The 21,872-nt window shown below is 65.6% G+C and carries 22 protein-coding genes; 9 read left to right on the top strand and 13 right to left on the bottom strand.

All coding sequences use genetic code 11. The features are described from left to right. Window positions 1–30: 30 nt before the first annotated feature. Both F6X59_RS20795 and F6X59_RS20790 read left to right on the top strand, forming a co-directional pair. Complete coding sequence (locus tag F6X59_RS20795) at window positions 31–936, top strand: LysR family transcriptional regulator (protein ID WP_152957890.1); 906 nt, start codon at window positions 31–33, stop codon at window positions 934–936. Further along, window positions 924–1,745 carry an aldo/keto reductase gene (locus tag F6X59_RS20790; RefSeq protein WP_152957889.1) on the top strand — a complete coding sequence of 274 codons (822 nt, stop codon included), beginning with the start codon at window positions 924–926 and terminating at the stop codon, window positions 1,743–1,745. The genes F6X59_RS20795 and F6X59_RS20790 overlap by 13 nt, the downstream gene beginning before the upstream one ends. A gap of 13 nt (window positions 1,746–1,758) precedes the next feature. Here the strand turns inward: F6X59_RS20790 and F6X59_RS20785 are convergent, their stop codons facing one another. The 4 genes from F6X59_RS20785 to lexA are packed head-to-tail and all read right to left on the bottom strand — an operon-like array spanning window position 1,759 to window position 7,498. Beyond that, a complete protein-coding gene (locus F6X59_RS20785) occupies window positions 1,759–4,839 on the bottom strand; it encodes an error-prone DNA polymerase (protein ID WP_152957888.1) in 3,081 nt (1,026 codons plus the stop codon). After that, window positions 4,836–6,254 carry a DNA polymerase Y family protein gene (locus F6X59_RS20780; RefSeq protein WP_152957887.1) on the bottom strand — a complete coding sequence of 473 codons (1,419 nt, stop codon included), beginning with the start codon at window positions 6,252–6,254 and terminating at the stop codon, window positions 4,836–4,838. Before F6X59_RS20780 ends, F6X59_RS20785 begins: the two co-directional genes overlap by 4 nt. Window positions 6,255–6,260: 6 nt before the next feature. Continuing rightward, window positions 6,261–6,881, bottom strand: coding sequence for a translesion DNA synthesis-associated protein ImuA (gene imuA / locus F6X59_RS20775; protein WP_152957886.1), 621 nt, complete (start codon window positions 6,879–6,881; stop codon window positions 6,261–6,263). Continuing rightward, the gene (gene lexA, locus F6X59_RS20770; protein ID WP_178120119.1) at window positions 6,881–7,498 is read right to left on the bottom strand and encodes a transcriptional repressor LexA; all 618 of its coding nucleotides are present in this window, start codon (window positions 7,496–7,498) and stop codon (window positions 6,881–6,883) included. Before lexA ends, imuA begins: the two co-directional genes overlap by 1 nt. A gap of 95 nt (window positions 7,499–7,593) precedes the next feature. Here lexA and F6X59_RS20765 point away from each other — a divergent pair, with 95 nt between their 5' ends. The 3 genes from F6X59_RS20765 (at window position 7,594) to F6X59_RS20755 (ending at window position 10,880) form a co-directional block, all read left to right on the top strand. Further along, window positions 7,594–8,253, top strand: coding sequence for an HAD family phosphatase (locus tag F6X59_RS20765; RefSeq protein WP_152957884.1), 660 nt, complete (start codon window positions 7,594–7,596; stop codon window positions 8,251–8,253). 194 nt (window positions 8,254–8,447) lie between these two features. Continuing rightward, a complete protein-coding gene (locus tag F6X59_RS20760; protein ID WP_152957883.1) occupies window positions 8,448–9,176 on the top strand; it encodes a thioredoxin family protein in 729 nt (242 codons plus the stop codon). 123 nt (window positions 9,177–9,299) lie between these two features. Then, window positions 9,300–10,880, top strand: a complete 1,581-nt coding sequence (locus F6X59_RS20755; RefSeq protein WP_256669385.1) for a sensor domain-containing diguanylate cyclase — start codon at window positions 9,300–9,302, stop codon at window positions 10,878–10,880. Here the strand turns inward: F6X59_RS20755 and ureG are convergent. The 8 genes from ureG to F6X59_RS20715 are packed head-to-tail and all read right to left on the bottom strand — an operon-like array spanning window position 10,843 to window position 16,405. Beyond that, on the bottom strand, window positions 10,843–11,466 hold the full coding sequence (ureG, locus tag F6X59_RS20750; RefSeq protein WP_027916761.1) for an urease accessory protein UreG: 624 nt from the start codon (window positions 11,464–11,466) through the stop codon (window positions 10,843–10,845). The two genes, F6X59_RS20755 and ureG, sit on opposite strands and share 38 nt — an antisense overlap. Window positions 11,467–11,477: 11 nt before the next feature. Then, complete coding sequence (locus tag F6X59_RS20745; protein ID WP_152957881.1) at window positions 11,478–12,152, bottom strand: urease accessory protein UreF; 675 nt, start codon at window positions 12,150–12,152, stop codon at window positions 11,478–11,480. Continuing rightward, a complete protein-coding gene (locus tag F6X59_RS20740) occupies window positions 12,152–12,697 on the bottom strand; it encodes a HupE/UreJ family protein (RefSeq protein WP_152957880.1) in 546 nt (181 codons plus the stop codon). Before F6X59_RS20740 ends, F6X59_RS20745 begins: the two co-directional genes overlap by 1 nt. 23 nt (window positions 12,698–12,720) lie before the next feature. After that, entirely contained in the window at window positions 12,721–13,212 is a 492-nt protein-coding gene (ureE, locus tag F6X59_RS20735) for an urease accessory protein UreE (protein WP_152957879.1), read from the bottom strand. A gap of 10 nt (window positions 13,213–13,222) precedes the next feature. Next, the gene (ureC, locus tag F6X59_RS20730) at window positions 13,223–14,926 is read right to left on the bottom strand and encodes an urease subunit alpha (RefSeq protein ID WP_152957878.1); all 1,704 of its coding nucleotides are present in this window, start codon (window positions 14,924–14,926) and stop codon (window positions 13,223–13,225) included. Next, a complete protein-coding gene (locus F6X59_RS20725) occupies window positions 14,923–15,240 on the bottom strand; it encodes an urease subunit beta (protein ID WP_099813958.1) in 318 nt (105 codons plus the stop codon). Before F6X59_RS20725 ends, ureC begins: the two co-directional genes overlap by 4 nt. A 19-nt stretch (window positions 15,241–15,259) precedes the next feature. Beyond that, a complete protein-coding gene (locus F6X59_RS20720; RefSeq protein ID WP_027916767.1) occupies window positions 15,260–15,562 on the bottom strand; it encodes an urease subunit gamma in 303 nt (100 codons plus the stop codon). Window positions 15,563–15,571: 9 nt separating this feature from the next. Continuing rightward, window positions 15,572–16,405 (bottom strand): urease accessory protein UreD, encoded by an 834-nt coding sequence (locus F6X59_RS20715; RefSeq protein ID WP_152957877.1) that lies wholly within the window; start codon window positions 16,403–16,405, stop codon window positions 15,572–15,574. Between the two features lie 282 nt (window positions 16,406–16,687). Between F6X59_RS20715 and F6X59_RS20710 the strand changes: the two genes are divergently transcribed. The 4 genes from F6X59_RS20710 (at window position 16,688) to F6X59_RS20695 (ending at window position 20,455) form a co-directional block, all read left to right on the top strand. Beyond that, complete coding sequence (locus tag F6X59_RS20710; protein ID WP_372240469.1) at window positions 16,688–17,038, top strand: hypothetical protein; 351 nt, start codon at window positions 16,688–16,690, stop codon at window positions 17,036–17,038. A 202-nt stretch (window positions 17,039–17,240) separates the two neighbouring features. Beyond that, window positions 17,241–18,260 carry a branched-chain amino acid aminotransferase gene (locus tag F6X59_RS20705; protein WP_060507415.1) on the top strand — a complete coding sequence of 340 codons (1,020 nt, stop codon included), beginning with the start codon at window positions 17,241–17,243 and terminating at the stop codon, window positions 18,258–18,260. 145 nt (window positions 18,261–18,405) lie between these two features. After that, window positions 18,406–19,086, top strand: coding sequence for a response regulator transcription factor (locus F6X59_RS20700; RefSeq protein ID WP_152957875.1), 681 nt, complete (start codon window positions 18,406–18,408; stop codon window positions 19,084–19,086). Next, window positions 19,064–20,455, top strand: a complete 1,392-nt coding sequence (locus F6X59_RS20695) for a HAMP domain-containing sensor histidine kinase (RefSeq protein ID WP_152957874.1) — start codon at window positions 19,064–19,066, stop codon at window positions 20,453–20,455. Before F6X59_RS20700 ends, F6X59_RS20695 begins: the two co-directional genes overlap by 23 nt. 34 nt (window positions 20,456–20,489) lie before the next feature. On the opposite strand, the gene cysS is transcribed toward F6X59_RS20695, so the two are convergent. Continuing rightward, the gene (gene cysS / locus F6X59_RS20690) at window positions 20,490–21,872 is read right to left on the bottom strand and encodes a cysteine--tRNA ligase (RefSeq protein ID WP_372240468.1); all 1,383 of its coding nucleotides are present in this window, start codon (window positions 21,870–21,872) and stop codon (window positions 20,490–20,492) included.

The raw sequence follows: 21,872 nt of genomic DNA, 5'->3' as shown, positions 1-21,872 counted from the left end.
AACTTTTCCAAAACAGCGATCGAGGCTGTCATGAACGTCAAGCAACTGCGCGCCTTCGTTGCCGTCGCCAAATACCAGAGCTTCGCCCAGGCCGGTGAACACCTGCATGTGTCACAACCGGCCCTGAGCCTGACCATCAAGGCACTGGAGGACAACCTCGGCGGCGCCCTGCTCACCCGCACCACCCGCAGTGTCAGCCTGACCGCCGAGGGTGAGGTGCTGCTGCCGCTGGCCCGGCGCCTGCTGGCCGACTGGGACGACACCGAAGAGATGCTGCGCCAGCGCTTCACCCTGCAGCTTGGCCGCGTCTCGGTGGCGGCCATGCCGGCCTTTGCCGGCAACCTGCTGCCGCAATCGCTCAAGGTGTTCCGCCAGCGTTACCCCAAGGTCAACGTCACGGTGCACGACGTGATCAACGAACAAGTGCTGGAACTGGTGCGCCATCGCCGCGTCGAACTGGGCATCGGTTTCGAGCCGGATAACAGCGAAGGTTTGAATTTCCACCCGCTGTACATGGACCGCTTCGTCGCCGTGGTGCCGGCCGACTCACCACTGGCCTTGCAAACCCAGGTCACCTGGGCGCAGTTGCTGGCGGAAGACTTCATTGCCTTGCAACGCCCGTCGGCGGTGCGCCTGCTGCTGGAACAGAACGTCGCGGCGCGCCACGGCAAACTGGCGGTGGCATTCGAAAGCCACCAGCTGTCGACCATCGGCCGCATGGTTGCCAGCGGTCTTGGCGTCAGCGCGGTCCCCGCGTTGTGCATCAACCAGATGCAGGAACTTGGCGCACGTTGCGTGACGCTGGTCGAACCCGCCGTCGAACGGCGCATCAGCGTGATCGCCCTGGCCGACCACAAGCTTTCCACCGCAGCCCAGGCGCTGCTCGAGGTACTGCTTTCCCATACCCAGACTCCGGAGGTGACATGCGTTACGTGAAACTGGCAGGTTGCAGCGTGCCGGCCATTGGCCAGGGCACCTGGTACATGGGCGAAGACCCGGCGCACAGGGCGGCCGAAGTGGCGGCCCTGCAACAGGGTATCGAACAGGGCCTGACCCTGATCGACACCGCCGAGATGTATGCCGAAGGTGGCGCCGAGGAAGTGGTTGGCCAGGCCATTGCCGGGCGCCGTGACCAGGTGTTCCTGGTCAGCAAGGTCTACCCGCACAACGCCAGCCGCCGTGGCGTGCCTGACGCCTGTGAACGCAGCCTGAAGCGCCTGGGTAGCGAGGTCATCGACCTCTACCTGCTGCACTGGCGTGGCCAGTATCCGCTGGAGGAAACGGTCGAAGCGTTCGAGCGCTTGCGCGAGCAGGGCAAGATCCGCCACTGGGGGGTGTCCAACTTCGATGTCGACGACTTGCGCGAACTGCACAACCCGGATTGCGCCACCAATCAGGTGCTGTACAACCCGGCGCAGCGTGGCATCGAATTCGACCTGTTGCCGTGGAGCCGCCAGCGCGGTTTGCCGACCATGGCCTACTGCCCGCTGGCCCAGGCCGGGCGGCTGTTGCAGCACCCGGTGCTGAGCGAGATTGCCGAGCGCCATGGCGCGACGCCGGCACAGGTCAGCCTGGCCTGGGTGACGCGGCAGAATGATGTGATTGCCATCCCCAAGGCGGTGTCATCGGAACATGTGCGGCTGAATGCGGCGGCCGGGGCGTTGACCCTGACCAGTGAAGACGTGCGGGCGATCGACCGGGCGTTTCCAGCGCCGACGCGCAAGCAGCATCTGGCGATGGTCTGACGGGCCATCAAGGTCAGTGGAAGTCCCGGCTCTGTACATCCAGCCCCTGTAGCAAGGGGCTGATGTCCTCCAGCCGCCGGGCAATCAAATGCCGCACGCCGTTCTCCTGCTCCAGCCGCCCGCTCACCTTGAGCAGCTGCGATCCCACCAGTGCCCGCCGCTGCCGCTCGGCCAGGTCACGCCAGACCACCACGTTAACCATGCCGAACTCATCTTCCAGCGTAACGAAGGTCACCCCGCTGGCAGTCTGCGGCCGCTGCCGCCCCACCACCAGCCCGGCCACGGCAATCGCATCGCCATGCTCCACCCCCACCAGCTCGGCGCAACTGCGACAGCCCAACGCCCGGAGCCGTGAACGCAACAGCCTGAGCGGATGCGGGCCCAGGGTTGTGCCCAAGGTGGTGTAATCAGCAACCAGGTCTTCGCCAACCGTGGGTGCGGGCAACGCAACCTGCGCTTCCGGCACGGCCAGCACCTCGGCGAACAGCGGCAACTGCGCCTGCACCGCCGCCACCTGCCAGCGCGCCTGATGGCGGTCGCGGGCCAGGGCTCGCAGTGCCCCCGCATCGGCCAGCCGGGCGCGGGCACGGCTGTCGAGCCCGGCGCGCAGGCACAGGTCTTCGACATCCCGCCAAGGGCGCTGCGCCCTCGCCTGCACCAGCCGACGGGCATCCGCCTCGCTGAAACCGCGAATCTGCCGCAGCCCAAGGCGGATGGCCAGAACACCCTGATGATCGGGCTCCAGCGTGCAGTCCCATTCGCTATGGAACACATCCACCGGACGGACTTCGATCCCTTGCCGCCGCGCCTCCTGCAACAGCTGATCCGGGCTGTAGAACCCCATCGGCCAGCTGTTGACCAGCGCGCAGGTGAAGATCGCCGGCTCATGGCACTTGAGCCAGCTGCTGGCATAGCAGAGCAAGGCGAAGCTGGCGGCGTGCGACTCGGGGAAGCCGTAACTGCCAAAGCCTTTGATCTGCTCGAAGATGCGCTCGGCGAACGCCAGGTCGTAACCGTTGCGCAGCATGCCCTCGACCAGCCGCTGGCGATGGGGCTCCAGCCCGCCATGGCGCTTCCAGGCCGCCATGCTGCGGCGCAGCTGGTCGGCCTCGCCGGGGCTGTAGTCGGCGGCGACCATGGCCAGTTCCATCACCTGCTCCTGGAACAACGGCACGCCGAGGGTACGCTCGAACACTTCCTTGAGCTTTTCCGAGGGGTAGGTCACCGGTTCCTGCTTGAGGCGCCGACGCAGGTAAGGATGCACCATGTCGCCCTGAATCGGCCCGGGGCGCACGATGGCGACCTCGATCACCAGGTCATAGAAGGTATTGGGCCTGAGCCGCGGCAACATGGCCATCTGCGCCCGCGACTCGATCTGGAACACACCCATGGTTTCGGCGCGGCTGATCATTGCGTAGGTCGCCGGGTCTTCACTGGGGATGGTCGCCAGGGTCAACTGCCGACCGCGGTGCCGCTGCAGCAGGTCGAAACAACGGCGCAAGGCGCTGAGCATGCCCAAGGCCAGCACATCGACCTTGAGCAGGCCGACCATGTCCAGGTCGTCCTTGTCCCACTGGATCACCGTGCGCTCAGCCATGGCGGCGTTTTCCACCGGCACCAGCTGGTCCAGCGGCTGTTCGGAAATGACGAAGCCACCTGGGTGCTGGGACAGGTGACGGGGGAAACCGATCAGTTCACCCGCCAGCACCAGGATGCGCCGCAGCGACGGGCTGCCGGGTTCGAAACCGGCCTCAGAGAGCCGTTGATCGTCCGGGATACGGTCGCTCCAGCGGCCGCAGCACTTGGCCAGGGCATCCACCTGGTCGGCCGGCAGGCCCAGCACCCTGGCCACATCACGCACAGCGCCGGCAGCGTGATAGGTATTGACCACGGCGGTCAACGCAGCGCGGTGCCGGCCGTAACGGCGAAACACGTACTGAATCACCTCTTCGCGCCGGTCATGCTCGAAGTCCACGTCGATGTCGGGCGGCTCGTTACGCTCGCGCGACAGGAAGCGCTCGAACAACAGGCGATGCTCCATCGGGTCGAGCTCGGTAATGCCCAGCACGAAGCACACCACCGAGTTGGCTGCCGAACCGCGGCCCTGGCAAAGAATGTGCTGGCTGCGGGCAAAGGCGACGATGTCATGCACCGTCAGGAAATAGCTTTCGTAGCCCAGCGCCTCGATCAGCGTCAGTTCCTTGTCCAGCACCGCGCGCACCTTGCTGCTCGGCCCGGCCGGCCAGCGCTGCGGCAAGCCCTGCTCGCACAAGGCGCGCAGCCAGCTGGCGGGGGTCTGGCCCTCGGGTACCAGCTCGCGTGGGTACTGGTAGCGCAGTTCGCCCAGGTCGAACTGGCAACGCTCGGCAATGCCCAGACTCTCGGCCAGCAGGTCTGCCGGGTACAGCTCGGCCAGTTGCTCCCGCGAACGCAGGTGGCGCTCGCCATTGGCGAACAGATGGCGCCCTGCCTCGGCCACGTTGCAGTGCTGGCGGATGGCGGTCATGCAGTCCTGAAGGGCGCGCCGGCCGCGCACGTGCATGTGCACGTCACCACAGGCCACAGCGCGGATGCCCAGCTGCGCCGCCAGTTCGCGCAAGCGGGCCAGGCGCCGGTCATCATCGCTGCCACGGTGCAGGTGCACGCCCAGCCACAAGCGCTCGGCGTACACATCGCTCAGCCATCGGCCTGTCGCCTGGTCGTCGCCATCATCGACAATCCACAGCGCCAGCAAACCCTCATGGTGTGGCTGCAGATCGTCAGCGAACAACTGGTACTCACCCTTTTCGGCCCGCCGTCGGGCACGGGTGATCAAGGCACAGAGGTTCTGATAACCCGTGAGGTTCTGCACCAGCAACACCAGTTTGGGGCCATCCTGCAGGCGCACTTCGCTGCCGACGATCAGGCGCAACTGCTGTTCTTTGGCGGCCTGCCAGGCTCGCACGATACCGGCCAGGGTGCACTCGTCAGTGATCGCCAGGGCCTGGTAGCCCTGCTCGCGGGCGCGGCGGAACAGCTCTTCGGCGCTGGAGGCACCGCGCTGGAAACTGAAGTTGGACAGGCAATGCAACTCGGCGTAGCCCGGTGTACTCATGCGAACCAGCCCTGCAGCCACAGTGGGCCGGGTTGGGCCAGGTCGTGATAGGCCCAGCCACGCAGGCCATCGCGGGTTTCGATGCGGTAATAGTCACGGCGTACGTCGCCACCGTCCCACCAGCCCGACTCGATGCGCTCGGCCTGGCCAAGCAGCCGGTGGTCAGCTGCACCCAAGGCCTGCGGCGTGGGCAGCAACCAGCCTGGGCGGCTACCTGGCAAGGCCGGCAGGCTGCCCTGGGCGCCCTGCTCCGCCTGCTGCCAAGCGTATTCTGGGCGGTGGTCGGCCTCGGCGCGCAGCCCCTTGACGGCTTCATCACCCAGGCGCGCACGCAGGCGTTCGCGCAGTTGCTCCCAGGGCTGTGCCTGCTTGGCGCGGGGGTCGAACAGTGCCTGGTGCTGGGGCACGAAGGGCGGCAGGTCATCGGCGACAAGCCGCAGGTTGCGTACCGGTGCCGGGATGCGCAGCGGTTCAAGGCGCCCGCGGGCCAGCTCGAACAGCATGGCGGCGTCCCGTTCAGCGGCCAGCAGCCCAACGTGCAGCAGGGTGTCCGGCCCTTCGACGTGCTCCAGGTACAGGCTAAAGCGCTGCACACCGCAGTCGCGCCCGGCGAGGAAGGCCGCCAGGTCATTGAGCATGCGCCGCAACGGGAACAGCAAGGCCTGATGCGATTCGACGTCGAAGTTGAGTTCCAGGCGCGATTCGAAGCGGTCCGGTGGCTGGTAGAAGTCCAGCCCCATGGAACGTAGCCCAAGCAATTGGTCCAGGTGCAACTGCACCTGGGCGGAGAAGCGCCTGGCCAGCGCATCACGCGGCAAGGCCAGCACCTGGCCCAGCTGGCGCAGGCCCATGCGGGCAAAGGCTTGGGCAGCGTCCGCTGGCAACCCGACCCGCTCGATCGGCATACGCGCCAGCGCCGCCCGGGTCTGGTCGGCGCAGGTCAGTGCCAGGCCGTCATGGCCGTTGGCAAGCATGCGGGCCGCTACCGGGTTGGTCGCAAGCACGATGCGCTGGCGCAGGCCCAGTGCAGCCAGTTCCTCGCGCAGGCGAGCCTCGAACAGCAGCCATGGGCCGAACAGCTGCAAGCTGGAGCCGACTTCTAGCAACAGGGCACGGGGGTAGTGAAGGCTCACCTGGGCACTGAACCGGTAGGCCCAGGCCGCCAGCAATTGCTGCAACTGCTCGATGCGGGCCGGGTCAGCCTCGACACAGTGGAAACCATCGGCCAGGGCCCGCGCCGCCGTCAGCGTTTGCCCCGCCCGCAGGCCAAGCGCCGCCGCCGCGGGGTTGACGGCTTGCAGCAGGCGACGCTGAACCGGCCCGCCGATCAGTACCAGAGGCTTATCGGCGTCGTCACGCTCGCGCAGGATCGAGTCCAGCGCCAGCTGGGGCAGGAGAATGCAGGCCCAGAGCATGGTGCATCAGCCCCGCCCTGGGCAGGCGATTGGCATGGCCGGTGGCATGCCGCCACGGCACTTGAGCACCCGCCACTGCGCCGGGCGCGTATCCACGGCAATACGCAGCGCAGCGGGCGACGGGTTGTGCGCAGCCTGTTGCGGCCGACAGGCGAAGGCCAGTGCCTGCCCTGTTTCGGCGGCCACCTGCAGGCGGCGCAGGGCGCGGTCATCGGCACGCTCCGGCCAGCACAGCACCGCTGCGCAGCTGCCAGAGCGCAAGCACTGTTCGGCTGCCCACAGGGCATCGGCCTGCCCGGCATCGACCTGCACCAGCCAGCGCATATCCACACCTGCGGCCTGCCAGGCCGGCGCATAAGGAATGAACGGCGGCGCCACCAGCACCACCCGCCCGCCTTCAGCCGTCAGGCGTGACAGGGATGGCCAGAGCAGTTGCAACTCGCCACAGCCCGGGCTGGCCAACAGCAGCTCGCTGAGGGCTGCGGCCGGCCAGCCGCCATCCGGCAGGCGTTGGTCGAGCATCGCGTGGCCAGTGGGCTGCAAACCGGCAGGGCGCACCTGGCCCTGCCGCCCACGCCAGACCTGGCGCTGGTCGAGCAGCCGATCGAGATCGACCACCGCGCCCATCAGTCGCGCCTCAACAGGCCACAGAACACGCCTTCGATGAAGAACTCGCGCTCAGGCCCCACGTCGATCGGCGCATAAGCCGGATTGCGCGGCAACAGCCGGTAACCGCCGGGCTGGCGCTGCAGGCGCTTGATGGTGACCTCGCCGTCCAGGCGCGCGACCACGATCTGGCCATCACGTGCCTCACCCTGCTGGAGGATGCCGACCAGGTCACCGTCGAAGATGCCGTCCTCGATCATCGAATCGCCGCGCACCTTGAGCAGGTAATCCGGAGTGCGGCGGAACAGGCTGGGGTCGAGCAGCAATTGCTCGTGAATACCCAGGTCCGGGCCGATCGGCGCACCGGCTGCCACCTGCCCCAGCACGGGAATTTCGAGGATTTCCGGCCGGCGCAGCGGCTCGGCCAGGCGAATACCCCGCGCCTGGTTGGGCGTGACGTCGATGTAGCCGGCCTGGCACAACGCGGTGATGTGCTTGCGCGCGACGCTACGCGAAGCAAAACCGAAGCGGCTGGCGATATCGGCCAGGCTCGGTGGCTGGCCGTGGTCGGCAATGCGCTCGCGAATGTAGTCGAGGATTGCACGGCGTTTTGGGGTGAGATTGTCCATGGAGTACATTTGTACTCTTTTCGGCGTGCGCTGAACAGCCCCCTTTGTCGTCAGGTTTGGTTATCATCCCCAGGCTTTTGTTTTTTGAAGACCTTGGATACCTGATGCTGACTGCCCTGCTGTTCGATCTCGATGGAACCTTGACCGACACCGACACCCTGCATTTGCAGGCCTTCCGCCAACTACTTCACGACCATGACGGCCGCGAGCTGACCCAGGAACAATTCGATGCCCAGGTCAGTGGCCGGGCCAATGGCGAACTGTTTGCCGAATTGTTTCCACATGCCGATACGGCCGAGTGCCAAGCGCTGGCCGATCGCAAGGAAGCGCTTTTCCGTAAACTGTCACCTGTGCTGCAACCCCTGCCCGGCCTGCTGCGCCTGATGGACCATGCGCGGGCCTGGGACATCGGCATGTGCGTGGTGACCAATGCGCCGCGGCTGAATGCCGAGCATATGCTCACGGCCATGGGGCTTGGCGATCGCTTCGAACATGTATTGGTGGCCGAGGAGCTGGCGCGGCCCAAGCCTGATCCGCTGCCTTATCTGACCGGGCTGCAGCGCCTGGAAGCGGTGGCTGGCGAGGCGCTGGCGTTCGAGGATTCGTTGCCGGGGGTGACGGCTGCGAGTGGGGCCGGGATCTTTACCGTGGGGGTTGCCACGACGCAGACGCCGGAGCGATTGCTGGCTGCAGGGGCCAGGCTGGTGGTGAAGGATTTCAATGATCCAGCGCTGTGGGAGTTGATCGAGACCATGCACGGGTGAGGGCCACCAGGCGCCCGCCGCGAGGCATTCAGCGCCCGTGAGACCGAGCGCCGCGCGGGCGGCGCTCGGTCTCACGGGCGCCACACCTCTCCCGCCTAACCTCCCCGAACCACTCATCGCCCACCTGCCCTGACTGTCGATTCCCGTCCCCTCAAATCGACCAAAAGCTGAATCCCCCAAGCGGAGTCAGCACCATGAGCCCCCCCGATCAGAAACACCCGGTCACCTCACGCGAGCAATGGCTGGCCGCCCGCCGCCAACTGTGGCTACACGAAAAAGCCTTCACCCACCAACGCGACGAACTGGCCGCCGCCCGCCGTGCCCTGCCCTGGGTCAAGGTCGAACAGCCCTACCGCTTCCACGGCCCGGACGGCGAACTGAGCCTGACCGACCTGTTCGCCGGGCGTAGCCAGCTGCTGGTCTATCACTTCATGTTTGCCGAGGGCTGGAGCGAAGGCTGCCCAGGCTGCTCGTTCCTTGCCGACCATTTCGATGGCGCCAACCTGCATCTGGCCCACCACGACGTCTCGCTGGTCGCCGTGTCACGTGCGCCCTACCCCGAATTCCAGGCTTTCCGCCAGCGCATGGGCTGGCGCTTCCCCTGGTATTCGTCCCACGGCAGCGGTTTCAACGAAGACTTCGGCGTCAGCGTCGGCACCGAGGGCCAACGCCAGTACAACTACGCGCCGTACACCGGCAATGAGGCCGAGCTGCCGGGCCTGAGCGCGTTCTACAAGGACCCGGAAGGCACGCTCTACCATACCTACTCCACCTACGCCCGTGGCCTGGACATCCTGGTCAACACTTACAACTTCCTCGACATCGCGCCGCTGGGGCGCAACGAGGCCGGGACCATGGACTGGGTACGGCACCACGATCGCTACGAGGGCCAGCCTGGCAAGCCCCATTGCTGCCATGAGTGACCCATCGCCCAAGTGCCGCCTGCCGCAAGGTGGCGGCACTTGGGGCAGCAGCCGGGCAGAAACCGGCCATACTTGAGCCCGTCGCCCTTGCCAGACAGGCCCGCCATGCCCAAGCGCTTGCCCATGATCAACCTGCGAACCCTGGTGCTCGGCATCGTCGTGCTGGCGTGCCTGGCGACGCTGGGCAATGTCCTGTATGTCGCCTACCGGGTGCAGCACAACACCTTGGTGCAGTTTTCCCTGCAGGCCAACCAGGCGTATGCCAGCAAAGTGGCTTCGAGCATCACCGAGTTCCTGCGCTCGGCCCGCAGCCACCTGACCTACAGCGCCCGGCAACTTGCCGGCGGCCTGGACGACCCGGCGTTACTGCAAGCCGAAGCCAAGCGCCTGCAAGCCCAGGATGATGACTTCAACTCCATCGTCATCGTCGATGCCCAGGGGCAAGTGCGGATGGCGTACCCGGATATTCGCCAGATCGCCAGCCACCGCCAGCGTTCGTCGGAGATTCAGCAGGCCGTCGATGCCCGCAAGCCGATGGTCAGCCCTGCGTACACCTCACGAGGTGGCGAGCTGGTGGTGTTCATCTCGGAGCCGATCTTCGCGGCGGACGGTCGTTATCTGGGTATTGTCGGTGGCTCGGTGTTCCTCAAGAAAGAAAGCGAACTGCACGAGGTGATCGGCCAGCACTACCAGAATGACGGCACCTTTGCCTTCGTTGCCGACGCCAACGAACGCCTGCTCTACCACCCCAACCATCAGCGCATCGGTACCGTGGCCACCGGCAGCCCGACCATCAAGGCAGCCCTGCGCGGCGAAACCGGCAACCTGGAAGCGCCCAACTACCTCGCCATCCCCATGCTCGCCGGCTTCGCCCCGGTACCTGAAACACACTGGGCGGTGGTCGCCCAGCAACCGCGTGAACTGGCCCTGGCGCCCCTGCATGAGCTGATGCGTAAGGTGCTGTTGTACATTCTGCCGACCAGCCTGATCGGTTTCCTGCTGATGCTGTGGATGACCTACCGGCTGATCAAGCCACTGCGCCAGCTGGCACACAGCGCCACGCACCTGTCGTCCAGCGAGACCGCCGATGAACTGCGCGGCATCGACGCCTGGTACGTGGAGGCTGCCGCCATCCGCCGCGCCCTGCTCACGGCCGAGCGCCTGATGCAGGAAAAGTTCGGCAAGCTGCGCCAGGAAGCCCAGAGCGACGCCCTCACCGGCCTGGCCAACCGCCGGGCGCTGCAACTGGCACTGGCTACCTTGATGGAAAGCGAACGGGCATTCGCCGTGCTGGCGTTGGACATCGACTTCTTCAAGCGGGTCAACGACACTTATGGCCATGACGCCGGCGATGACGTGCTCAAGCATCTGAGCGAACTGCTGCGGCAGAACTCCCGCCTGCATGACCTGCCCTGCCGGGTTGGCGGCGAAGAGTTCACCATGCTGTTGCCGGACACCACCCTGGCCGATGCCCGGCGTATCGCCGAGCGCATCCGTGAGGCGGTCGAACAGGCCGACACGCCCCACTGCGGCAAACTCACCCTATCGGTCGGCGTGGCCTGCCGCCAGCCCGATACCGAGCTGGCCGAGACCCTGCTCAAGCAGGTCGACGAGATGCTCTACAAGGCCAAGCAGAATGGCCGCAACCGCGTCGAGGTGCTGGACTTCAGCCCCTCACACCCAGCATCCCCCGCTCCACGATGAAATCGATCACCGCCTGCAGGCCCTCACCCTTCTTCAGGTTGCTGAAGGTCCAGGGGCGCTGCGGGCGCATGCGCTGGGTGTCACGCTCCATCACTTCCAGCGAGGCGCCCACATAGGGCGCCAGGTCGGTCTTGTTGATCACCAGGAAGTCTGACTTGGTGATGCCGGGGCCGCCCTTGCGCGGGATCTTCTCGCCCTCGGCCACGTCGATGACGTAGATGGTCAGGTCGGCCAGCTCCGGGCTGAAGGTAGCGCTGAGGTTGTCGCCACCGCTTTCGACGAAGATCACTTCAAGGTTGCCGAACTTGCGCGCCAGCGCTTCGACGGCCGCCAGGTTCATCGAGGCATCCTCGCGGATGGCGGTGTGCGGGCAGCCACCGGTCTCGACGCCAACGATACGCTCAGGCTCCAGGGCACCGGCCTCGGTGAGGATGCGCTGGTCTTCCTTGGTGTAGATGTCATTGGTGACCACGGCGATCTGGTAGTGATCGCGCATGGCCTTGCACAGGCATTCGAGCAGCGCGGTCTTGCCAGAGCCGACCGGGCCGCCGACACCGACGCGCAGGGGTTGCTGATAGCTTTGCATGTAGGCAGTCCTCAGGAACGGAACAAACGGGTGTATTGGGTTTCGTGACGCGAAGAAGCGATTGCCAGCAACGGCAGGCCACCGCCGAGCTGGTCATCGGCCAATGCCAGGGCCTGGTCCAGCACGCCCGGCAGTTCAGCGCCCAGGTCGCGTAGCAGGGTCTGCGCCGCCTGCTGGCCGAACGGCACCAGCTTGACCCCGGCCATCACCGCGCCTTCGAGCCAGGCGAAGGCATGGCCGAGGGCGAGCTGACGCAGCGGGATCTGCCAGTGCGCGGCAAGCCAGGCCATGCCGCCGAGCTGGCTGAGTTCGAGGCTGGCACGCCAGGCCGGGTCCTGGCCCAGCTGCCAACCATCGAGCAGGCGTGCCAGGGCCGCGCCGCGCTGTTGTTCTTCAAGGCGCAGTTCGGCCGTTTCGCGATTGGCCAGCAGGAAGCCGCTCCAGTGCGCGAATGCTGCTGCATCGCCCGCCTCGCAGGCGCGATACAGGCGCGCCAGCACTGGCCAGTCCAGACACCCCAGGGTGTCGTGCAGCTGCTCGCGTTGCCAGGCGCTGAAGCTGGCAGTGTCTTGCACCCAGCCAGCCTCGACGGCCCACTCCAACCCTTGCGAGTAGGTGAAACCACCCACCGGCAGGCCGGGGCTGGCCAGCTGCAGCAGGCGCAGCAGTGCCAGGTCGCTGTTCATCAACCGGCCAGCACCAGTGCGGCGCCGGCCAGCATGCCGCCGCCAAAGGCCTTCTGCAGGCCGCTGTGGCGGCGCAGCAGGCAACCGACGCCGAAGCCAACGGCCAGCAGCAGCCCGCTGACGGTGACGAAGCCGGCGCTGAACAGCCAGAACGCGCTTGGCGTGGCCTCCACACCGTGGGCCCAGCCGTGGAACAGGGCGAACACCGGCATGGCCAAGGCCAGCAGCAACTGACGGCTCGGCAGCAGCACGGCGGCGCCAGCCACCAGCACCGACACGGCAATCATGGCCTCCATGCCCAGCACGTCACCGAACAGGTGGCCGCACACGGCACCGGCAAACATCGACGCCAGCGTCGCCAGCGGCAGGGCCAGGTTGCGCCGGGTCAGTGCGGCCAGCACACCGGTACCCAGCAGCATCAGCAAGTGGTCGAGGCCGGTCAGCGGGTGCAGCAGGCCGTCGTGCAGCGGGCTGCCGTCGTGGCCGGGGTGGGCGAAGGCCGGCAGTGCGACCATCAGCAAGGCAAGGGCGAAAATCTTTTTCATGGTGGGCTCCTTATATGAGGGATTCAGGAATGGGCTGACAGGCGCACGAACGGATGGTCGTTGCCATGGCTGTGACTGTGGCTGTGCGGGGCGCTCTGGTAGGCACCGGCCTCAGGCTCGAACGGTGCCTGCTCGGCTTCCACCGTCAGGCCCAGGCCGCGCAGCATCTCGTCGAGCACATAATCGTGCTGGTAACGCAGCAGGCCTGGCTCGATCTGCAACGGCACATGGCGGTTACCCAGATGGTAGGCGGCACGGGCCAGCAGATGTGGGTCGTCGCAGCGCACCGTCGACACCGCTTCAGGCGCAGCCAGCACGCGGATCACATAGCTGCCTGCGGCATCGGCGAGCAGCTCGCCGCCGCGCAGCAGGTGGCCACGTTCGAGCATCAGGCCGGCTTCGCGACCGTCGTCGAGGGTCACGCGCAGGCGGCTCTTGATGCGGCTGTCGACGTCCAGGGTCACGCTTGCGGTAACGCTGTCGGATGCCTCGATCCGGCGGGTCAGGACAATCATCTTTACTCCTTCAGAACAGGAAATAACGCTGGGCCAGCGGCAGTTCGCTGGCCGGCTCGCACACCAGCAACTCGCCGTCGGCACGCACCTGGTAGGTCTGCGCATCGACTTCGATCACCGGCTGCAAGGTGTTGTGGAGCATGTCGGCCTTGCGCACCCGGCGGCAGCCGTGGGCCACACCGATCAGGCTCTGCAGCCCCAGTTCCTGGTGCAGGCCACGCGCCATGGCAGCCTGGGACAGGAAGGTCATGCGCGTGGCGTGACGGGCCGCGCCCAGGGCGCCGAACATCGGCCGGTAGTGCACGGGCTGCGGGGTCGGAATCGAACCGTTGATGTCACCCATTGGCGCGGTGGCGATCATCCCGCCCTTGATCACCAGGGCCGGCTTGACCGCGAAGAACGCCGGCGACCACAGCACCAGGTCGGCCAGCTTGCCCACCTCCAGCGAGCCGACTTCATGGGCGATGCCGTGGGTCAGTGCGGGGTTGATGGTGTACTTGGCGATGTAGCGCTTGACCCGGAAGTTGTCGCTGTAAGCGGTGTCCGGCGCCAGCGGGCCGCGGCGCAGCTTCATCTGGTGCGCCACCTGCCAGGTGCGCAGCACCACTTCGCCGACCCGGCCCATGGCCTGGGAGTCGGACGAGGTCATGGCGAAGGCGCCCATGTCGTGGAGGATGTCCTCGGCAGCGATGGTCTCGCGGCGGATGCGCGACTCGGCGAAGGCCACGTCCTCGGCAATGCTCGGGTCCAGGTGGTGGCACACCATCAGCATGTCGAGGTGCTCGTCGACGGTGTTGACCGTGTACGGCAGGGTCGGGTTGGTCGAGGACGGCAGCACGTTGGCCTGCCCCGCCGCGCGAATGATGTCCGGCGCGTGGCCGCCACCGGCACCTTCGGTATGGAAGGTATGGATGGTGCGGTCACCGATGGCGGCCAGGGTGTCTTCGATGCAGCCCGACTCGTTCAAGGTGTCGGTGTGGATCGCCACCTGGATGTCCATTTCCTCGGCCACGCCCAGGCAGCAGTCGATGGCGGCCGGGGTCGAGCCCCAGTCCTCGTGCAGCTTCAGGCCCACGGCGCCGGCGGCGATCTGCTCGCGCAGCGCTTCAGGGCGCGAGGCGTTGCCCTTGCCCAGCAAGCCGATGTTGATCGGCAGGCAATCGGCGGCCTGGAGCATCCGCGCCAGGTACCAGGGCCCCGGCGTGCAGGTGGTGGCATTGGTGCCGGTGGCCGGGCCAGTGCCGCCGCCAATGAAGGTGGTGACGCCGCTGGTCAGCGCTTCTTCCACCTGCTGCGGGCAGATGAAGTGGATATGCGAGTCGATGCCACCGGCGGTGACGATCTTGCCCTCGGCGGCGATCACTTCGGTACCTGGGCCGACTGGCACGTTCACGCCCGGCTGCACGTCGGGGTTGCCGGCCTTGCCGATGACGGCGATACGCCCGTGCTTGACACCGATATCGGCCTTGACGATGCCCCAGTGGTCGATGATCAGGGCATTGGTCAGCACCAGGTCCATGGCCTCGGCGGCGAGCATCTGGCCCTGGCCCATGCCGTCGCGGATGACCTTGCCGCCACCGAACTTGACCTCTTCGCCATAGATCGTGAAGTCCTTTTCGACTTCAACCCACAACGCGGTGTCGGCCAGGCGCACGCGGTCGCCTACGGTGGGGCCGAACATGTCGGCGTAGGCCCGACGGGAAATACGGCTCATGCCCTGCCCTCCAGTGCGCCATTTACCTTGCCTTGGAAGCCATACACTTCACGCTTGCCGGCATAAGCCACCAGTTGCACGGTGCGCGCCTGGCCCGGCTCGAAGCGCACGGCGGTGCCGGCCGGGATATCGAGGCGAAAACCACGGGTCGGCTCACGCTCGAACACCAGCGCATCGTTGACCTCATAGAAGTGGTAGTGCGAGCCGACCTGCACCGGCCGGTCGCCATGGTTGGCCACGCTGACGCTGACCGTGTCACGGCCAACGTTGAGTTCGATGTCGCCAGCGGCGACCTGAATTTCACCTGGGATCATGCTGGGCTCCTGCTCCAGGTCAGACGATAGGGTCGTGCACGGTCACCAGCTTGGTGCCGTCGGGGAAGGTCGCCTCGACCTGCACGTCATGCAGCATCTCGGCGACGCCCTCCATGACCTGCTCACGGCCGATCACTTCGCGGCCCAGGCTCATCAGCTCGGCCACCGTGCGGCCATCGCGGGCGCCTTCGAGCACCGCGGCGCTGATCAGCGCCACCGCCTCCGGGTAGTTGAGCTTCAAGCCACGGGCCAGGCGCCGTTCGGCCAGCAGCGCGGCGGTGAACAGCAGCAGTTTGTCTTTCTCTCTCGGGGTCAGCTCCATGGCGCTCTCTCAAGTGGCCCAGATGCGCGGCGGGCATGCGGCCAGGCCAAGAACGGCCGGGCGCAGGGCATGCCAGAGGCGCTGCAGGGTGTGTTGCAGGTGTTGGTTGTCGTGATCGAGCAGGCGGATCACCAGCAGCGAGCCAAGCAAGGTCGCGCCTGCGGGGGTGTCGAGTGGGTCGAGCAGCGCGCGCACCTGCTCCAGCACGGCCGGGGTCGCGGGCGCTGCGCAGAAGGTCGCGACCAGCGGGTAGCCGCCGACCTTGGCCAAGTGCCCGTCGGCAATGCGCAAGCGCTCATGCAGGCCGGGCTCGCCGGGCAGCTCGATGCACAGGCGGCTGTCCAGGGCGCCTTGCTCGAAGCGCTCATTCATCACGGGCCGGCCCAGGCACAGGGTTTCCCAGGCCAGCAACTTGGCACCCGGCTCCAGGCTGAAGCGGCTGTCGAGGCTGGCGCGGGCGCCGTTGAAGAAGATGCTGTCTTGCGGCAGCCATTCCAGGGTGCTGCCGGCCTGCAGGTGGAAGCGCTGGGCCAGCCGCGCGGTGGGGCCGATGCTGCGGTAGAACTTGCTGGCACCAGGCATGGTCAGCAGCGCATGGCTGCCGGGTTCGAGGTGGATGTCCAGTTCCAGGCGGTCACCCGCGACGATGCCGCCGGGTGGGTGCAGCACATAAACGTGGCACGGTGCACCCTCTGGGTAGAACGGGCGCTGCACCAAAAGCGGGCCGAAATGCCGACGCGCACCAAGGCGGGTCACACCATCGCGCTCGACGAAGCGTAGATGCAGATGGGCGCTCCAGCCGGCGTCCTGTTCAGATGATTCGATCTGCTCCGCGAGCGACATCCTGCGGCCCCTTGATATCCGTGGCCTGGCGGCCGTTTAGAGGGTCATGCGTGGCCTTTTCGGGCAACTGCAGACTGACCACTCGATCAAATTTCGTTGCCTGGATATAGCAGGTTGCGGGCCAACTTCGCAGGTGAACGAAGATGAAACCTTCACGGCGATGGCTCTGGCATGGGGCATACGGGGTTGCAGCGCACATTGCAGGGGCGGCACTTGGCCCTGTTTCGGTGCTGCGCTAAAGTCTTTCACTAGCCTTCGGTATGGGAACCGGTTTTGAAAAACATGAGCAAACGTGACCTGGCGCGCCTGGAGCGCGAATTGGTCGCCTGCCTGACTGACGCTTGCGAAAGCGCCAAGGCAGAGATCGTGGGGTTCAGCTGGCTGACCCATCGGCTGGATCCGGATGACTTTCCGGCTAGCTTGCGCATTACCTGGGTGTTCGAGCGTGAGGCCGAAAAAGCAGCAGCGTTGGCTGGGGAGGCCAAGGCACGCATGCTGGCGCTGACGGCCCAGGCGCTCGATGAGGCGGGCGTGCAGTTGGACCACGTGGCCTGGCATGTACGCTTTGACAGCGAGGAAGCTTGCGTGCGCAACCACGCTGGGGACTGGAACCGGCGCCTGAAGCACCCCTGAAGTCAGCCGGACCTTGTTTTTCTGGACTGGCCTCTTCGCGGGTAAACCCGCGAAGAGGCCGGCCCAGGCAATCGAGAACGTTCAGATAATGGCCAATTCGTGACTGGCCGTTCCCGATCCGCGATGGATGTATTATCGTGGCGAGGTGCGCATATAACAGCAGCCCGAGCGATCGGGCACTTGCAAGACAATCGAGGGTGTCATGAGTAACGAAAGCATTAACTGGGACAAGCTGGGTTTCGACTACATCAAGACCGACAAGCGCTACCTGTCCGTATGGCGCAACGGTGAGTGGGACAAAGGCACCCTGACCGAAGACAACGTGCTGCACATCAGTGAAGGCTCCACCGCCCTGCACTATGGTCAACAATGCTTCGAGGGCCTCAAGGCCTACCGTTGCAAGGACGGCTCGATCAACCTGTTCCGCCCAGACCAGAACGCCGCCCGCATGCAGCGCAGCTGCGCGCGCCTGCTGATGCCGCAGGTGCCAACCGATGTGTTCATCGAAGCGTGCAAGCAAGTGGTCAAGGCCAACGAGAAGTTCGTCCCGCCGCACGGCAAAGGCGCCCTGTACCTGCGCCCGTTCGTGATCGGCACTGGCGACAACATCGGCGTGCGCACCGCCCCCGAGTTCATCTTCTCGATCTTCGCCATCCCGGTCGGCTCGTACTTCAAAGGCGGCATGAAGCCGCACAACTTCCAGATCTCCAGCTTCGACCGTGCCGCCCCTCAGGGCACTGGCGCAGCCAAGGTCGGTGGCAACTACGCTGCCAGCCTGCAGCCGGGCGCTGAAGCCAAGAAGGCCAACTTCGCCGACGCCATCTACCTCGATCCGCTGACCCACACCAAGATCGAGGAAGTCGGTTCGGCCAACTTCTTCGGCATCACCGCCAACAACGAATTCGTCACCCCGAAATCGGCCTCGGTACTGCCAGGCATCACCCGCCTGTCGCTGATGGAACTGGCACAATCGCGCCTGGGCCTGACCGTGATCGAAGGCGACGTCGAAATCAGCAAGCTCGACCGCTTCATCGAAGCCGGCGCTTGCGGCACCGCTGCGGTGATCACCCCGATCGGTGGCATCGAGTACAACGGCAAGCTGCACGTGTTCCACGACCTGGAAAAAGTCGGCCCGGTCACCCAGAAGCTCTACAACGAGCTGACCGGTATCCAGAGCGGCGACGTCGAAGCGCCAGCCGGCTGGATCGTCAAGGTCGCCTGAGCCGCTGCACCACGCTGATCGACGGGGCATGCCAGACACTGGCATGCCCCGTTTTGTTTCACGCGCCGTAGATGAATTTTTCTTAAATCGCCGTTTGGCTATTCTTTGGCACAATCAAGTCTCCATTAGACGCCCAGGATCGAGCATGCCACGCGTACTGACCATCGAAGACGACGCCGTCACCGGCCAGGAAATCGTCGCCGAACTCTCCAGCCACGGCCTGGAAGTGGATTGGGCCGACAACGGCCGCGAGGGCCTGGCCAAGGCCATCGCCGGCGGTTACGACCTGATCACCGTCGACCGCATGCTGCCCGAGGTCGATGGCCTGACGATCGTCACCACCCTGCGCAACCTGAAAATCGCCACGCCGATCCTGATGATCAGCGCCCTCTCCGACGTGGATGAGCGCGTGCGCGGCCTGCGCGCCGGTGGCGACGACTACCTGACCAAACCGTTCGCCTCCGACGAGATGGCGGCACGGGTCGAAGTGCTGCTGCGGCGCAACAGCGTGCCCATGACCCAGACCCGCCTGCAGGTCGCCGACCTGCAGCTGGACCTGATCAGCCACGAGGCCCGCCGTGGCGAGCACACCCTCAACCTGCTGCCCACCGAGTACAAGCTGCTGGAATACCTGATGCGCCACAGCGGCCAGGTGATCACGCGGATGATGATCTTCGAGGAAGTCTGGGGTTACCACTTCGACCCGGGCACCAACCTGATCGACGTGCACATCGGCCGCCTGCGCAAGAAGATCGACGCCCCCGGCCAGTCGCCGCTGATCCGTACGGTACGGGGCTCGGGCTATGCCATTGCTGAACCCGTCTAAGGGCTGGAGTTCGTCCACCAGCCGCCTGCTGGCGCTGTACAGTTTCCTGTTCGTGGCCTGGAGCAGCATCCTCATGGGCGTGCTGTACTTCGAGGTTTCCAGCTACCTGAACAAGCTCACCCGCCACTCCATGCTGCAGCGCCAGCACCTGTTCGCACACATGAGTGGCAAGCAGCTGGACGACGCCCTGATCGCCAGCCAGGCATTCGAAGAGCGCAGTTTCGATGCCTATGGCCTGTTCGATGCCCAGCTCAACCCGGTGGGCGGGCGTATTCGCGCGATCCCGCCTGACCTTGGCCTGGACGGCAAGGTGCACGAGCTCAAGCACTGCCTGGACGCCGACGACCCGCACATGCCACGTGACAGCTGCGATGCGGTGGCGATCAAGGTGCAGGATGGCCGTTGGCTGGTGCTGTTCCGCGACAATGGCTCGTTGTTCGTGGTCACCCGCATCATCCTGCATGCCTTGATGTGGGGTATCTCGCTGACCCTGATTCCGGGGTTTGCCGGTTGGTACCTGCTGCGTCGCCGCCCGCTCAAGCGCATTCGTGCGATACAGGCGCAGGCCGAGCTGATCGTCGCCGGCGACCTCACCCACCGTTTGCCGCTGTCAGCACGCCGCGATGAGCTGGACATGCTCGCCGATATCGTCAACGCCATGCTTGACCGCATCGAGCGGCTGATGCATGAGGTCAAAGGCGTCTGCGACAACATCGCCCACGACCTGCGCACGCCCCTCACCCGCCTGCGGGCGCAGCTGTACCGTATTCGTCAGCAAAGCGCGCACGATTCACCACAAGCCGAAGCGCTGGACCAGGCGATCGGTGAAACCGACACCTTGATGGCACGCTTCCGTGGCTTGCTGCGTATCAGCGAGCTGGAAGACCGCCAGCGCCGCGCCGGCTTCGTTCAGCTTGATCCGCACGACTTGCTGGTGGAACTGCATGACTTCTATCTGCCACTGGCCGAGGATGGCGGCATCCGCCTGAATCTCGAACAGCCTGCCCAGTTGCCGGCGCTGCATGGTGATCGCGAGTTGCTGTTCGAAGCGCTGGCCAACCTGGTGGGCAATGCCATCAAGTTCACGCCCGAAGACGGCCGGGTTGCCATCAAGGCGACTCAGGATGAGCTAGGTGTGCACATTGCTATCGAAGACAGCGGGCCAGGGATTGCCGAAGAGGAGCGGACTGCGGTGCTGAAGCGGTTCTATCGCAGCGAGGAAGGCCACCGCCATTCCGGCTTCGGGCTGGGGTTGTCGATCGTTGCGGCGATCGTCGACCTGCACGGGTTTGGGTTGGAGATCGGCGAGAGCGAGCTGGGTGGGGCGAAACTGGTGTTGCACTGCCCGCTGGCCGGTTTGGCCAAGTAAAGCTGGGGCCGCTTCGCGGCCCCAATTACATCGATCAGTCAGCCAGGCGCCAGGTGGTTGCACCCTTGCTGTCTTCCAGCACCACGCCCATGGCCGTGATCTGATCACGGATACGGTCGGACTCAGCCCAGTTCTTGTCTGCACGCGCCTGCAGGCGCGCCTGAATCAAGGCTTCCACCTCAGCCGCATCGACCTTGCCTTCGGCCCCGGCACGCAGGAAGTCATCGGCCTCCAGCTGCAGTACACCCAGCACATCACCCAGCTCACGCAGGCGACCGGCCAGGCCCGCCGCCGCGTCGACATCGCTGTCACGCAGGCGGTTGATCTCGCGCACCAGGTCAAACAGCACGGCGCAGGCTTCCGGCGTACCGAAGTCGTCGTTCATCGCCACGCTGAAGCGCTCGACGAACGCCTCGCCCCCCTTGGCGGCAACCCGCGGCAGGCCGCGCAGTGCGTGGTAGAAGCGCTCCAGGGCGCCCTTGGCATCGCGCAGGCTGTCTTCGGAGTAGTTGATGGCGCTGCGGTAGTGGCTGGCCACCAGCAGGTAGCGCACTACCTCGGGGTGGTACTTGTCGAGCACGTCGCGGATGGTGAAGAAGTTGTTCAACGACTTGGACATCTTCTCGCCATTGATACGGATCATGCCGCAGTGCATCCAGCTGTTGGCGTACTGCTTGCCAGTGGCCGCCTCGCTCTGCGCGATCTCGTTCTCGTGGTGCGGGAACTCCAGGTCGCTGCCGCCACCGTGGATGTCGAAGCTCTCGCCCAGGCAGCAGGTGGACATCACCGAGCACTCGATGTGCCAGCCCGGACGGCCCGGGCCCCACGGCGACTCCCAGCTTGGCTCGCCCGGCTTGACGCCTTTCCACAGGACGAAGTCCAGTGGATCCTGCTTGGCCTCGTCGACCTCGATGCGGGCACCGATGCGCAGGTCTTCGATCTTCTTGCGCGACAGCTTGCCGTAGCCGACGAACTTGCCGACCCGGTAGTACACGTCGCCGTTGCCCGGCGCGTAGGCGTAGCCTTTGTCGATCAGGGTCTGGATCATCGCGTGCATGCCGGCGATGTGGTCGGTGGCACGCGGTTCCAGGTCCGGCTTGAGGATGTTCAGCCGGCGCTCGTCTTCGTGCATCGCGTCGATCATGCGCGCGGTCAGGGCGTCGAACGCCTCGCCGTTTTCGTTGGCGCGGTTGATGATCTTGTCGTCGATGTCGGTGATGTTGCGCACGTAGGTCAGGTCGTAGCCGCTTTTACGCAGCCAACGGGTGACCAGGTCGAACGCCACCATGCTGCGGCCGTGGCCAAGGTGGCAGTAGTCGTACACGGTCATGCCGCACACGTACATGCGCACCTTGTTGCCTTCGAGCGGCTTGAAGGCTTCCTTGGTCTTGCTCAGCGTGTTGTAGATGGTAAGCAC

Source organism: Pseudomonas sp. MN1F (assembly GCF_009391885.1).
Taxonomy (GTDB): domain Bacteria; phylum Pseudomonadota; class Gammaproteobacteria; order Pseudomonadales; family Pseudomonadaceae; genus Aquipseudomonas.
This window is presented reverse-complemented; position numbering and strand designations above follow the sequence as displayed.